Annotated in this window: 12 protein-coding genes and 1 pseudogene; all 13 read right to left on the bottom strand. The window is 66.1% G+C overall.

Annotation, left to right across the window (positions count from 1 at the left end):
• Positions 1-669, bottom strand: a complete 669-nt coding sequence (locus OG390_RS37355; RefSeq protein WP_406174091.1) for a hypothetical protein — start codon at positions 667-669, stop codon at positions 1-3.
• Positions 670-720: 51 nt separating this feature from the next.
• Positions 721-846, bottom strand: a complete 126-nt coding sequence (locus tag OG390_RS37350; RefSeq protein ID WP_406174089.1) for a hypothetical protein — start codon at positions 844-846, stop codon at positions 721-723.
• Positions 822-1,829, bottom strand: coding sequence for a hypothetical protein (locus OG390_RS37345; protein WP_406174087.1), 1,008 nt, complete (start codon positions 1,827-1,829; stop codon positions 822-824). The genes OG390_RS37350 and OG390_RS37345 overlap by 25 nt, the downstream gene beginning before the upstream one ends.
• Positions 1,829-2,002 carry a hypothetical protein gene (locus OG390_RS37340; RefSeq protein WP_406174085.1) on the bottom strand — a complete coding sequence of 58 codons (174 nt, stop codon included), beginning with the start codon at positions 2,000-2,002 and terminating at the stop codon, positions 1,829-1,831. The genes OG390_RS37345 and OG390_RS37340 overlap by 1 nt, the downstream gene beginning before the upstream one ends.
• A gap of 38 nt (positions 2,003-2,040) precedes the next feature.
• Positions 2,041-2,292: a hypothetical protein gene (locus OG390_RS37335; RefSeq protein WP_406174083.1), complete on the bottom strand. Its 252-nt coding sequence runs from the start codon at positions 2,290-2,292 to the stop codon at positions 2,041-2,043.
• 206 nt (positions 2,293-2,498) lie between these two features.
• Complete coding sequence (locus OG390_RS37330) at positions 2,499-2,801, bottom strand: WXG100 family type VII secretion target (protein ID WP_406174081.1); 303 nt, start codon at positions 2,799-2,801, stop codon at positions 2,499-2,501.
• Positions 2,802-2,859: 58 nt separating this feature from the next.
• On the bottom strand, positions 2,860-3,201 hold the full coding sequence (locus OG390_RS37325; protein ID WP_406174079.1) for a WXG100 family type VII secretion target: 342 nt from the start codon (positions 3,199-3,201) through the stop codon (positions 2,860-2,862).
• Between the two features lie 117 nt (positions 3,202-3,318).
• A complete protein-coding gene (locus OG390_RS37320) occupies positions 3,319-4,407 on the bottom strand; it encodes a S8 family serine peptidase (RefSeq protein WP_406174077.1) in 1,089 nt (362 codons plus the stop codon).
• Positions 4,408-4,609: 202 nt separating this feature from the next.
• Complete coding sequence (locus OG390_RS37315) at positions 4,610-6,361, bottom strand: hypothetical protein (RefSeq protein WP_406174075.1); 1,752 nt, start codon at positions 6,359-6,361, stop codon at positions 4,610-4,612.
• A complete protein-coding gene (locus OG390_RS37310; RefSeq protein WP_406174073.1) occupies positions 6,361-6,828 on the bottom strand; it encodes a hypothetical protein in 468 nt (155 codons plus the stop codon). Before OG390_RS37310 ends, OG390_RS37315 begins: the two co-directional genes overlap by 1 nt.
• Positions 6,829-7,765: 937 nt before the next feature.
• Positions 7,766-8,340, bottom strand: a pseudogene (locus OG390_RS37305) (transposase); the annotation flags it as partial.
• Positions 8,341-8,774: 434 nt separating this feature from the next.
• Positions 8,775-9,473, bottom strand: a complete 699-nt coding sequence (locus OG390_RS37300) for a hypothetical protein (protein WP_406174072.1) — start codon at positions 9,471-9,473, stop codon at positions 8,775-8,777.
• A 10-nt stretch (positions 9,474-9,483) separates the two neighbouring features.
• Complete coding sequence (locus tag OG390_RS37295; protein WP_406174070.1) at positions 9,484-13,659, bottom strand: RICIN domain-containing protein; 4,176 nt, start codon at positions 13,657-13,659, stop codon at positions 9,484-9,486.
• Between the last annotated feature and the right edge of the window lie 44 nt (positions 13,660-13,703).

The following is a 13,703-nucleotide window of genomic DNA, read 5'->3' as shown; positions in this document are numbered from 1 at the left end:
CTACCCCATGTCGTAGATGACGTCGCCTCGGACACCGTCCATGTATCCCAGCACCGACGACGACTGCTTGACCCAGGCGTGCAGTTCGGGATCGGGATGCTCGAAGGAGCCCTTCCCGAAGTGCTGGAGGCCTTCGGCGATCACGGCGCTCTGTGACTGGTGCATCGTCTGGAACGCCTTGGGGTCCTCTGCGGCGCCCCGCATGACGCGGGTCAGTGACTCCCGGTCGATGTCGAGGTGGTTGAACTCGGTGAAGCCGTTGAGATCCTTACCGAGGATCTGGTGCACGTCCGACGCGTAGTCGCCGATCATGTGGCTCATGGACTGCCGTATCGCCGCGGGCAGCGCGTCCTGCTGGTCCTTGGACTGCTCGCCGTAGTAGTTGATGGTCTTCTCGAAGATGTCCGCCTGTACGGCACTGTGGTGCGCGGGGATCTCCTTGTGTAGAGGGGCGTCGGGGAGGCGGCCGGTCGACGCCGCCTCCAGGGCGTCGGCAAAACTCGCGCGGGCCGAACTCTTGACGAGATCGTCGGGCATCTCGCTCTCGACGTTACCTCCCGGCCAGTCCCGTTCCTTGAGGAAACAGTCGAGATTGTCGTTCTTGTGTGGGTCGAAATAGGACTCGGCTGCCCCCGGGTTGCGGCTCATCGCCTCCATCAGGCCGCCCACGGGGTCTTCCTGGGTGCCCTTCCAGTTGTCGTCCAGTCCCGGATACGGATCCTAGGTGTGCGTCTCGTAGTCGCGGATCTCGTCACCGGTCGCCGACAACAGGCTGTCGTCGTACACCGCGTCTCCGGCACCCATCAGCTTGGTGAGGGTGCCTAGGCCCGTGGCCCCGCCCTCCAAGGCTCCCGGATGCTGCGCGGGGAGCCCGTTGCCCTCGCGGGCCGTTTTGAGGAGCTTCTCGGTCCAGTCCGATGGTTCGCCGCCACTGGGGCGAGGGGTGCGTCGGGGCGGGTCGCGGTGGCGAGATTGGCCGACAGGGCGTCGCGCAGACGGCCTTCGGTGGACGACAACTTGCCGTCGCGGCCGCCGCTCTCCACATTCTGGGCGAGCAGCAGCAGAGCTTCCTGCCCGTCGCGGCCGTGGTAGTTCAGATTCTTCAGCAACTCACTTGCGAAGACCGGGGAGTTCTTCCCCTTCGCGGTCAGCGTGGCGAGCCGCTTCATCTCCTCGTCGCTGAGCCCGTCGAGCCGCGAGTACAGCTGCGCGGCTTCCTTGGCGTCCTGCTTGTCCTTCTCGGCCTTCTTCTCCGCGTCGACGGCCCCGTCACGGTCCCGGTAGTCGGAGTCCGCGAAGCCTTCCTTGACGCTGTCGACAAGGGACTTGAGGACCCGTGCCGCGGAGCTGTCGCTCTCCGTCGCCTTGCTGAGAATCTTCTGCACTTCGTCCCGGAGCAACTCCACGTCGAGTTCATCATGCTCGGGCACCGTCGTGCCCTTGGCGGCCCGGTCGGGGTGAACGTTCATCTGGACGTGGAACATCCCGCATCCGTCATCGACCACCGTCAGGTTCTTCTTCCGCCCGCGCTCCAGCGCCTCCTGGAGGTGCGTGCGGTAGCTCACGAGCTCTTCACGGGTGTCACGGAGGATGTTGGTGATGCTCTGTGCCTGGGTGTGCGCGTCCGTGAACTCGTCCGCCGTCTTCGCCACGAACTCCCGGGAGACCGTGGCGTTGACTCCCTCCCAATGCGCCTCCATGGCCTTGGCTTTGAGGTTGTGGCGCGCGTCCCGCTCAAGGGTCTCCAACTTCTTGGTCATGGAGTCCGAGTCGGAGATCGCCTCACCGAGCTTCGCGAAGTTCCCGTGCAGCAGCACGTCCAGATCCATCAGTAGCACCTGTGTTGATCGAAGCCCTTGTCCAGCATGGCGATACTGCTGATCGTGGCGTAGACGCGTTCCTCATCGCCCTTGTGAATGGCCTTGGTGAAGTCCAGGTGCGAGTAGATGTGCGTACACGCGTCGCGCAGGGACTGCACCTGGTCCACCCACCGTGTCGCCACGTGGTCGAGGGCCTCTCCAATGAGAAACCCCTGGTCCGTCAGCCCCCCCCGGCGGCAGTCATCGACGAGATGCGCGCAAGATCGCTGTACTGGTTGAAGTCCGCGTACAACGAGTAGGCGGCATCCCCCACCGCCTTCAGATCCTTCTCACACACGGTCAGATCGCCGTGAGGAGTCCCGCCGCCGCCCGGGTCAGCGAGCTGGTTCAACTGCATCTGAGTTGAACGGTGCTGCACCGCCTCCGCTTTGAGCTGCTCCCACTCATCCCATGCCATGCCATGCCATGCCATGCCATGCGAGGCGCCTCCCCGGTGCGAAGCGCACTGGAACCAGCGCACCACACTCGAACCTATATTTACGCAACGCATACCTACAAGATCAATATTGCAGTCGTGAACAGTGATCTGGCTCTCATTGGACTCTTCCGTGCTTAGCGTGCTTCCGACGCACTGAGTGGGCACCTCCCGCGCGTGCCCACCCCGATGCGTTGGCCGCCTCACTGGAAGTAGCTAGCGCCCTTCAGGTCCCCGCCTCGGTAGTCACCGCCGGCGTCGTGGACCCTCTGGCCGATGTTCAGCAGCGCCTGGTGGATTCCGTTGGCGTGCGTATCCCACTCCTTGTGCTGCCTCGTGAAGGCATCAAACGCCTCACCACCCCAGCCTTCGGCGATCCTCTTGACGTCGGCTTCAAGAGCCTTGAGGTTTGCCTCAAACTGCTTGGCCAAGTCACCGAGTTCAGTGGTGAGCGCATCCAGGGCGCCGTACTTGACGCCAAGATCCTGGTTATGGACGTTGGTCATGATTACCCCATCTCGTCAGGGATTCGGTTGGACTTTGCCGTCCAGAAAGTGCCGCAGCTCAGTAGCTGTTGAGAGCCGAGGTCTTCCCGCCCAGGTCCTGCACGTCGATCTGCTTGATCCTCGAGTGCAACTCGTCCTCGAGCTTGTCCTTGTCCTTGCGGTTGAGGTTGACGCCGTCGAGGACCTTCTCGAGCATGCGGCCGAGCGCGACCACATGCCCATTGATTTCTGTCTGCTTCTGGTTGAACGCCCCGGCGCCCTGTCCCGTCCACTGGTTCTCAATCATGTCGATCGTCCCCTGGAGGCGGGCCAGCAGCCCCTTGATCGTCTCGTACCTTTCGACGATCCCCTTCTCCAGCCTGACTACTTCGCCACTATCAAGCTTCCGTCCGTCCGCCATGCCTGCACTCCCTTTCGTGAACCTGTGGTCATGAAACTTTTCTGCTCGCGCATCGCTCGGTGGCCTTGCGCTCGATGGATGAAACGCCTCGTCGGGTCATCCATGAGTGAAGAATCTTCAGCTCCGCCGCGAACGAACCACCGCGAAAGCGCCGCCCCCGATCACCACGACGGCAGCCGCGGCTCCGAGTACCACCCACATCGTGCTGTTGTCAGACGACTTCGAGCTTGATCCTGCCGCTGAAGTCTGGCCGCCTGAAGTGGTTTTCGGGGGCTGCGACGAGGCTGATACGGAAGGGGACGGCGAGGCTCCTGTGACGCCCGCTCCGTTTTCGTAGCTGAGCGGGTCGGAGGTGGCCGACCCAGGATTGATGTCGCTGTTCTCCAGCACCTTGCGGGGCCGGATCAGGCCGTACCCGAGGTAGTTACTCGGCTTGTCCTTCGGCCAGGAGCGACCAGCGGTGTCGATCAGGCTGCGGAGGACTTGGTTGGCCGTCCAGTTGGGGTGGGCGGACCAGATGAGGGCGGCGGAGGCGGAGGTGATCGCGGTAGCCATACTTGTTCCTTCGCCTTCGCAATACGATCGGAACGTCGCGTCGCACCAGATAGGGGTCTCCAGGCCCGGAGCCGCCAGATCAACGTAGTCGCCATGTTCCGAGAACTTCCCGACTGCTCCAGTCTCGTCTGAGGCAGCAACCCCGACGACATAAGGATATGCCGCCGGATATCCGATGAAGTTCTTCTTCTCCGCGTCGTTGCCAACGCTGGCAAACATCAACTTGCCCTTGGAATGGGCATACTTGATAGCCGCTTCCACATCCGGATAGCTGATGTCACCACCGAAGGACATGCTGATGATTTTGGCATCAGTGTCAGCGATGGCCCTGATCACGGCTGCTCTTTCAGGCGATTTCTTCTTTTCCGTCTCGCTCGTCAGCCCTTTGAGCGCGATCCGATAAGGCACAATCTTCGCCCCTGGAGCAAGACCTTCCAGGCCACCACCGGCACCCGTACCGGCGATGAGTTCCGCCATACTCGTTCCGTGGCCTGTGTAGTCCTTGGTCGCGTGGTACGCGACCGCTTTCGGCACCTCGTCGACAAGTACCTGCCCCTTCAGAGAAGGAGTCGCAGGGTTGACGCCTGTGTCGACAACGGCCACCTTCACGCCCTTGCCGGTGCTCACCTTCCACATCCGGGTGGCCTTCATCGGCGCCAGGTACCACTGCTTCGACTGGACATCATCGGCCGCCGCGTTTGGAGCCAGCCCCGCCGACAAAACGACTACGGCGCCGAGCGCTGAACATACGGCGGACACCCTCCTCCCGCTACGCCCCGCGAAGGGAGCGGTCCACCTGCCGCGTCGGCTGATCCCTGACAACATGCCTCTGTATGTCCTCGCTCGTATCCGGTCAGTCAGTCGCCCGCGGCACATCGCGCCGCGTGTCACTGGGCGGACGCGTCTCGTCCTCGGTCGATTGCTCACGACGCGACGTGCCTTTGCTCCCGACGCGATCGGAACCTTGGCTGCCCACGGGGCCACGCACCAGGCCGGTGCCTCCAGAGGTGAATCCGCTGTTCTTGGCTCCAGAAACTCGGCCCTTGGGGGCGCCTACCACTCCGTCAGGATTGCTTGCGGATCGGCGAGGTGTCTGTCCTGCACCCGCGCCCGTCGTCGGATTGGGGGTTCCGATCACCCCACGCTGACCGGGCCTTTCGCCGGTGGTACGCGAACCTGCCGCGCCCTCGCCGCCGACGACCGTACCGCGCGGCATTCTGGAACCGTTCGTGCCAGCGGTGCCCGCCGTGGTCGGCCTCCCGCCGACAACGCCACCGGTACGTCCGGCACCTGTGGCACCCATACCACTGGCACGTCCACCTGACGCGCCGCCGACACGTCCGCTTGCCGTACCTCCAGCCCTTGGCACTCCACCAGCGACGCTCCGCCCCATCGGCGACTTGCCTGCCGCCGTGGTGGCCCCACGGCCGCCTGCCTGGCCCGTCGCGGCTGCACGTCCGACTGGTCCCATGGGGCCACGTCCGGTACGCCCTCCAGAGGTGCCACCGGGAGTGGACGCGCGTCCCTGCCCCAAGATCGGAGCCCTGCTCCCGGTCGCTCCCCTGAACCCCGCGGTACGGCCAGCCGGACCACCGAAGGCGGGGGGCACAGAGCCACCGCCGAAGGGAGGAACCGTCGTCCCCCCCGGAGCACCGCTTAAACCGGTCACCGACGGCGGCGCGCCGGTTGTTGGCCTCGCCGTCTCCTGCGGCGGCAGCGTGCCGACACTGTCGATCTCCGTACCGACATTCCGGTCCGGGTACGTAAGAGAGTCGTCCAGGCCGTTGGAGGACCGCAGCGTGTCATCCGAGTGCGAGGCGCCCAGCGCAGTATCCGCAGACTGATGATGCGCAGTTCCCGACTCACTAGCGGCCGAAAGGGATCCGCGCTCCACGCCCCCAGCCTGCCCCCCCTCACCGAAGCTTGGATCCGGCTTAGGCACCCCCACACCCGGCATAGGCTCAAACGTAGGCGGCTCCTGCGCCGCCAGCGTCTCCTCCGACACCGCGTAGAACGACGACAACCGGTTCATCTGGTTGATCGCCTCTTGCCGGTGGTCCTCCGCCTGCACGGCGGCCGCGTACTCGTCGTTGGTCTCGAGACGTGCCGGCGCCGGAATGTCGGCGACCGTCTTGGGGTCGGTCCGGGCGTCGCGGGGCGGCATGGACTTGCGTACGGACGCGAGCCCCGTAGCCGCTGCCGTGATCTGCGTGCCCGCAACTTCGGCGAAGGTGGCGAGGTCACGAGCGTGGTTGACAAGGTTGCCGCCCCATGTACGGAACGCGCTGCCCGCCTCGCCCTCCCAGTCGACCCGGCCGACGTGGCCGCTCAGTTCCTCGGCGGCGTCGTTGATGGCATCCCGGGCGTCCCACAGGGCCTGGCCCGCGCTCTCCAGGTGATCCGGGTTCGCGGACTCGACCATGTCGATCATGTGGTTGAGCTGATGGCCCTCGAAGTTGGTCTTGCCGAAGAAGCGGACGCCGCCACCGAGGAACGTGTTGTTCAGCATCTGCGACACGGCGTTGGTGGCGTCGATGACGCCGACCTGTTGGTTCACATGCTCCAGGTCGACCTTGTGGTCCTGTTGCTGCTTCTCGTCACCCATCAGTACTTGACCTCAGACTTGGTGTCGTCGGAGCGCTTCTGCTCAGACTTGCCGTCCCTGGCGGCCTCCGCCGCAGCCTTCTCACGCAGTGCCTCGGTCTGCTCCCGGCTGATCTGGGTCCGGATCTCCCAGAAGCGGTGCCGGAGCTCCTCCTCGAGATTGTCGAAGCCGACATCCGCGCCGTGAACGGCGATCCGGAGTGCCTCTATCTGCAGCCCCAGCGACTTGGAGAGCGACGTAACACGCTCGTGGACGCGCTCGTACTGCGTGTGGAGGCCTTTGGCCTCTCCGAAATTGCCCGTACCACAGAACGATGCCGGAGAGATGGTGTGAGCCCCGACCTTCGTCGAACTGCCGGCTGACCCCTCGAAGTTCGAGAGCACGCCGTCCACGCGCTTCTTGAAGGTCGTGAGCGCCTCCAGGCCGCGCCGCAGGTCGGCGCCCCCGCCCATGTCCGCAGGAAGCACGAAACCTTCCCCTCCCCGTTTTCGCCGTTCGCCCCGGGTGGTCGCACCCCTCAAGCGTTCATGTCCGCAACAAGACCACTCTAGTCACTTCCTGTGACAGCCCCAACTGCCATATACATCAGCCGTGTTACCACCGAGCGAAGGTTCACTCATTTTCCACATCAGGCCGTCTGAGCCGCTGCCACCACTCGAAGCTATGTGGCCAACAGGCCGCCAGACATGAGTACAGCTACTCAATCGCGATGGTGGTGCGCGCGGATGAGCACGGGGATGTAGCAGGGCTACCGTGCTCGTCGATGGTTCCCCTGTGACTCTTGCGAACAGTTGGTACGTTGCGGTCGCGCACAGGTTTTCTGTCAGTGGCGAACAACGGGGAGGGAGACCGTGCATGGCATGGGACGAGTGGGAACAGCTCAAGACTGCGGCGGCGGGGCGGCATTCTGCCCAGATGCAGCTGAACCACGTACCGATGGACCCGGGCGGTGCCAGCGGCACGCTGGTGTCGAACAAGCGCGCCTGGGCCAAGGCAGGGGAAGACGTCGGTTCACTTCGTGAGGGCATCGGCAAGGCGCTGGGGACGCTGACGAACGGCCAGAACGGCGTTGGCGAGAATGCCGGCTGCCTGACCGCGGGAGCCCAGAAGGACGTCTACGACTCGTGGGAGCGCTACGTCAAGGATGTGAGCGGGCGCTGCGGGAAGCTCTCGGGTTTGCTGGAGCAGGCGGGCGATGAGCAGTTGAAGACCGACGAGGCGATCGAGGTCGAGATCGGCAACCTGGAGGGGGTGCGTTTCTTCTCGGGGACCTCGCCGCCGGCCAGTACGAACGCAGTCTCAGTCGGCCGTCGGAGCCGACGCATCCGCCTGCGCTACGACGATCCGCAGGTCCGAGCCGCTGAACTGGGCTTTCTCGTCCCCCGAGAAGAAACGCACCCCGGCCACCTGGCGCACCTGTGCGGCCGTGACGGCGGCCGCGTCGTCCTCGGGCCCGAGGCGGACCGCGTCCAAAACGGCGGTCCACGAACTACGGCCCGGCGAAAGGGCGGCGACGATCGAGTACGGCCAGCCGGGGGATGATCTGCGCGGCCGCGCGGGAACGGCCATGGACGTGGCAGAACAACCGCTCCGGGGAGCACGCGGCGTCCGAGCGCAGCCACGGGGACACGACGACGGCGAGCACGATTCGCCCGTCGAAGCGCGGCAGCGGCAGGCTTGTGAGCGGGGGCGGTTTCCGCTGATTCGCAACGATCGCTGGAAACCGCCAGGTCACGCAGCCGGTCGGTGTCCACACGGCCATGATTCAGCGCCCCGTACAGCGAGCCGTAGCCCCGTTGGTGCTCGACCGTCAGCGACAGCTCCACCGGCGTCTTCACCGGCCCGTCCGCGCACAGCAGTGCGTCGGTCAACTCGAAGAACGCGTCCGCACGCGCGGACACACACCCGTAGAAGTCCGTCCGGAAGCGTGACAGTTCCGCGAACGCCTCCCCCTCGCCGACCCGTTCCAGCACACTCATCACCGCGGCCTTCTTCGTGAACACCTGCATCTCGTCGCAGAGTTCAGGATCATGAGAAGGTCGCTCTCACGCCCAGCGATCACCCGAACGAGTGACCGCTTGCCCCTCGACGATCAAGGCCGACGTTAAGGATCAAGCTGAGGCTGTCTCGCCGTCCGCCTACGGCTGCGGGCGGCTAGTCCAGATGACGTTGTGGTCTTCGCGTTCGAAGTCGGATCCGACGGGGTCTTCTCCGCCGCGCTCGGGCCGGTGGGCGCTCCGGTGCATCGAGGAGACCGGTGAGATTAGTGTCTTTTGTTAACGGAGTTTGAACGGGGCTGCGGGGTGGGGTGCGTTACGTGGTCCGGCCGTCCCCACTGGTTCACGAGACGGGCCCTGCCGAGCCGTGGCCCTTTGGCTCGGCAGGGCCCGTGTGCTGTCAGGCCAGGTCGGCCCTATCCGACGTTGAGGTTGTCGTCCACGAGGAACTCCGGGTAGCCGAAGCGCTCACCGAGAGCGGTGAAGGCTTCGCAACGGTTCTCGTCGATGGCCACGAAGTACTCCTTCATGGCCCGCAGGAACAGCCGGAACCCGAGATCCGCGCAGGCCCCTGTGACGACCTGCTCCAGCGCGGGGACCAGACCGGGCAGCGATCGTTCGTCGGCAGCCCGTTCCAGGCCGTCGGCGACGGTGCCGATCTGATCCAGAACACGCCTGCGCAGATCCGCGTCTGTCACCGGCTGCGGCGCGGGCGGGACGAACATGGCATCGGCCTCGCGGACGCTCGCGGTCCACGTCTGTTCGATCCGCGCCATCCACTCCCTTCCGCTCAGGCCGTGAGCCGCGGGGTCGAAGTACCCCTCCGTGGCTCCCAGCCACACGGTGCGGAGCACCTCGTCCGGCAGTGCGGAGGCCAGCAGCCTCCGTGCGTCCTCGCCGATCTGCATGGCGATAGCGCGGTGCACCGTGCCGACGGCTCCCTCGACCAGACCCAGCTGGGCGGCCACGGGATTCGGGGGCACGAACCGGGCGGAGTCCTCTGCGGACAGCCACATCGGGTACGCCGACTTCGACGCGAGCCAACTGATCCCGATGTCCAGGATGAACGCGTCGTCGCCAGAGTGTTCAGCTGGTTCGCCTTGTCCTGTCATCACGGTCAACTTCTCATTTCGGATAGGACGTGTAGACAACGTACCTACTGGGCTTGTGCTTGCCCGCGTACTTGAGCTGGACGACGACCCGGTTTCCGGTGCGCTCACCCTGTACTCCGTCCTTGACCCAGACGCGGCCGAGTGACCCCTCGTTCCGCAGCTGCCATTCGAAGTCGAGCAGGTCGTGCCGAGGATCGAACACCGGGTTGTGGGACTGCTCCTTGAGCCACCTGTCCAGCCGCTTCACATTGCTCGGCTTCTTGATCCAGGCGTCGAACGCGGCCTGGACGCTCCTGACGGCCGTCGCCTCGTCGTTCCACCGGCTGGCCCTGCCCTTCGCCTCGGCCGCGTTCGCCATGGCAGTGTCGCCGGGCCGCACGTGCTCTCTGAGGGTATGGGCCCCCTCGATGTCCTCGTCCTGCACCAGGTTCAGGCAGTTGTGGACGAGTACGTCCCGGGAGTGTCCGCCCTGCGGGCGGACGTAGAAGGTGTGCAGGCCGTCGACGGTCAGGTCGTAGACCGGACGCGGAGCCAGCCCGGGCCGGTCATGCAGGGCGGTGACGGACTGCAGGGCTCCGTCCGAGGTCCGGAGCCGGTCGCCCACCCGCAGGTCCGACACGTGCACCCAGTTGTGCCCGGCCACGTACACCCGGTGTCCGCTCGTGCTCGTCAGCGTGCCGCCGCCGGCCAGAGAGACGTCGACCAGGTGGTCCGTACGATGCCGGAAGGTGTCTGTGACGGGCTCGGGCCGAGCGCGACCGGAGGCAGGGTCGGTGGCCAGCACCAGGTCTCCGACTCGAACGTCCAGGATCGGCCTGCGCGTGCCGTCGGCCATCAGTACCCGGGTGCCACCCGGGAAACTGTTCCTCTCACACGCGGTCACGGCCTCTTCGTAAGTCTGGACTTCTCTCTCGATCGCGGCGACCGCCGCGGCGTCGACGCCCTTGAGGGTTTTGAGTGCCTGGAGCGCGTCCCGGACGCCGATGCCGGTGACGAACGCGGCGTCCACGGCACGTACTGCTTCCGCGATGGGTCGGATGAGCTTGCCGGCGAACAGGGAGGCGACGTCCAGAGCCGCCCATCCGCATCCGCCCCAGCTGCCGCTCTCAAAACCGGAGGTGAACTTCTTGGTGCACTCGATCCAGCTGCCGAAGAGGATGTCGATGGGATCGACGCCGTCCTGCCACTCGGCGATCGTGATGTTGTGTGTGACCTCCTGGGACAGTTCGTCGGTCTTGACCTCGCCGAGATACGTCGTGGCCTCGGTCGGGCACATGAGCTTCTGCGGGTCGATGCCCTCGGCACTGCACAGGTACAGGTCGAGAACGGCCTTGTACTTGATCTTCGAGGTGATCGTGCAGTTACCCGTGTAGGCGAGGTGGTTCCACCAGTGGTCGCAGCCGTCGGTCTTCTTGATGACCTCCGGATCGCCGATCTTCTCGATGTGGTTGACGTAGAAGACGTTGCCGATCGAGTGGCCGTTCTCGTCGGGAACGGTTCCGTCGTTGATCTGCTTCGCCTTCTCCGCCTTCTCGGCCCTGTCGGCCGCTTCCTGGGCTTCCTTGGCGTATTTGTCGGCGTCCTTGGCAGCCTGTTCGGCTTCGGTGGCGGCCGTGTCGGCGCGGGTGGCGGCCGCGCGGGCGTCCTTGGCGTCCTGTTCGGCCTGGGCGGCGGCGGAGTCGGAGGTGATGTAGGGCGAGCCGAGTTGGATGGCGTCGTTGGCCGGCTTGGCGACCTGTTCGGCGGCGTGGCCGGCGTCGGCGGCGGCCTGGGCGGTGACGTAGGCGTGCCCCGCCGCCGTAGCCGATGCCGTGACGGCCTTGCCCGCCTGTTTGGCTGCCGTGTCGGCGTGGGAGCGGGAGGTTGTCGCGTCCTTGCTGGCGTCGTCGGCGAGTTTGACGGCGGTGCGGGCGGCCGTGGCGGCGTCCCCGGCGGCCTTGATCGCGTCAGCGGCGGCGCTGGTGGCGGTCTTCACATCGGCGTCGGCCTTCAGCTTGGCGGCCTTCGCCGCGTCGGCATCCGAGCGGGCCCGCTTGGCCGCCGCTTCCGCCCTGGTGGCTGCGGCGTCCGCGTCAGCTGCGGCCTTGGTGGCGGCGTCCGCCTCACCGCGCGCCTTCTTCGCCGCCGCCTCGGCTGTGGTCGCCGCCGTGTCGGCCTCGTTGGCGGCCGTGCGGGCGGCGGTGGCCGCGTCACCGGCGTCGAGGGAGTCGGCGTAGGCGTCCTTCGCGTCGGCCTTGGCGCGGGCCGCGTTCGCTTTCTGCTCGGCGTCCCACGCGTCGTCGCGTTTGCCCTTCGCCTGGTCGCGGGACTTCTCGGCGGCCTGCCGCTTCTGTGACGCGGTCGTTTCCGCCTTGTTGGCCTTCTTGTCGGCCTCCGTCGCCTTCGTCGCCTGGGTTTCGGCGTTCTTCTTGTGCTCGGCGGCTTCGGCCTGTTTCGCGGCGGCGGTGGCCTTCTCCGCCTTCGCGGTCTTCTCCTGCGCCTGTGCCGCGAGCCGTTTGGCGTGGGCGGTGGCGGCCTGGGACTTCGCGTCGGCCTCGGCTGTCACCGCAACACCCAGCTCGGTCTTGGCGGTGTCGCGGGCCGACCGTGCGTTGTTCTTCTGCACCTCCGCCGCATCCATGGCGGCCTTGGCCTGCTGCTCGGCCTCCTTCGCGGCGGCGAGACGGAACTGTGCCTTCGCGTTCGCCGCCGCGGCCTTCGCCCGGTCCATCAGCGTCGCGGAGTCCCCGGCGGACGCCTTCGTGGCTGCGTACGCGGTCTCGGCGGCCTTCTCCATCGCGTCCAGCGCGGCGGCGGATGCCTTGGTGACCTGGGCTTTCTGCAGGCCGACGAGCATGCCCCGGCCCCTGGGGACTCCCATCGTGTCGGCCTTGCGGTATGCCTCGGCCAGGCTGGTGTCGGTGTCCTTCACCGCCTGGCCGGCTGCCGCAGCCTGCTTCTTGATCAGGCCGAGGTTGGTTTTCGCGTCGGCGCGGGCCTTGGTCAGCTCGCTGCTCGCCGAACTGAACATGGCCTTGGTCGGGTAGCCGAGATCGTCGGTGCCGTTGTGGCCGCTCGGGGCGATGTCGAGCTGCTGCGGGCCGCTGCCGTTGCAGCTCCACAGCCACGCGTTGTAGCTCTTGTCGTACGTGTGCAGGTCCAGGCACTTGCCCGTCGCCTTGTTGCGCAGCGACGTGGTCTTGGTCGTGGAATAGTCCCACTTCTGCGCGGCACTGCCGTTGCACGTCCAGATCTGGATCTTCGTGCCGTTCTCCGAGTGGCTGCCCTGCACGTCGAGGCACTTGCCGGAATGCACACCGTGGACCGTGCCGTCCTCACCCAGCACCCACTTCTGCGCGGACGACCCGCTGCACGTGTAGATCTGCACCGGGGTGCCGTTGGCCGTCTTGTTGCCCTCGACGTCCAGGCACATGCCCTTGGCGGCGTGGAACTGCACCACGACCGGGCTGTCGCCGATCCAGCCGGGCCCGCCGGGCGCCCAGTAGTCCTGCCAGCGGGTGATGTGGTCGGCGGTCCAGGACTGGCCCAGCATGTCCCCCAGGGCGAGTGCGCTCTTCTGGAGGGCCGAGGTGGCGTTCTTGTTCGCCGCGAAGACCGACGTGCGCTGCGTGGCCTGGTCCGCGATCTCCTGCTGCCACTCCTCGGACGCGGTCTTGACGACCTTGCCCAGCACCTGGTCGGGGTCGAGAGGGTTGTGCCAGTTGCAGGAGGCGAAGCGGGACTTCAGGTCTTCGACCGCGATCCGGTACGCCAGCGAGCCGGGCGCGGGCGCGGAGGTGGGGAACCCGCCGGAGGCGAGGAAGAGGCGGGCGTCATCAGCCGAGAGAGGGTGGAGAGAGTCTGCGGTCAGCTTCTGCCATGCCTGGTGCTCCGCATACGCCTTCCGCCACTGATCGGTGGGAAGGGACGCATCCGGTTCCTGCCCGTACAGCGGGCCGCCGATCTCCTGGACCTGGTCCGCCTCCGCCTTGGCGGCCTTGACGCTGGGGTCGTCGTAGAAGCCGTCCTCGGACTTCCAGAACTGTTCGGACACCCACGGCGCGAAGCCGACCTGGGTGAACAAGCCCTTCTCCTTGCTGCCGGGAGAGCCCGGCGGATCGAAGAACGACGCGACGGTGGGGAACGTGCCGGGGACGGTGGGCTGCAGAACGGACAAGGACTTCTGCCACGCCTTGGCGCGGTCGTCCATGACCGTGTACCAGTGGTCGGCGTAGCTTTGGGAACGAATTCAAG

The organism is Streptomyces sp. NBC_00996 (genome assembly GCF_045162675.1).
Classification (GTDB): domain Bacteria; phylum Actinomycetota; class Actinomycetes; order Streptomycetales; family Streptomycetaceae; genus Streptomyces.
The sequence above is the reverse complement of the archived record's forward strand: the minus strand, read 5'-3'. Positions and strand labels throughout refer to the sequence as shown.

What these genes read in the sequence shown, in the direction of transcription:
- OG390_RS37345 (WP_406174087.1), bottom strand. Translation starts at nt 1,829, where the DNA reads ATGGATCTGGACGTGCTGCTGCACGGGAACTTCGCGAAGCTCGGTGAG.
- OG390_RS37295 (WP_406174070.1), bottom strand. Translation starts at nt 13,659, where the DNA reads ATGGACGACCGCGCCAAGGCGTGGCAGAAGTCCTTGTCCGTTCTGCAG.
- OG390_RS37325 (WP_406174079.1), bottom strand. Translation starts at nt 3,201, where the DNA reads ATGGCGGACGGACGGAAGCTTGATAGTGGCGAAGTAGTCAGGCTGGAG.
- OG390_RS37335 (WP_406174083.1), bottom strand. Translation starts at nt 2,292, where the DNA reads ATGGCATGGCATGGCATGGCATGGGATGAGTGGGAGCAGCTCAAAGCG.
- OG390_RS37330 (WP_406174081.1), bottom strand. Translation starts at nt 2,801, where the DNA reads ATGACCAACGTCCATAACCAGGATCTTGGCGTCAAGTACGGCGCCCTG.
- OG390_RS37315 (WP_406174075.1), bottom strand. Translation starts at nt 6,361, where the DNA reads ATGGGTGACGAGAAGCAGCAACAGGACCACAAGGTCGACCTGGAGCAT.
- OG390_RS37320 (WP_406174077.1), bottom strand. Translation starts at nt 4,407, where the DNA reads ATGAAGGCCACCCGGATGTGGAAGGTGAGCACCGGCAAGGGCGTGAAG.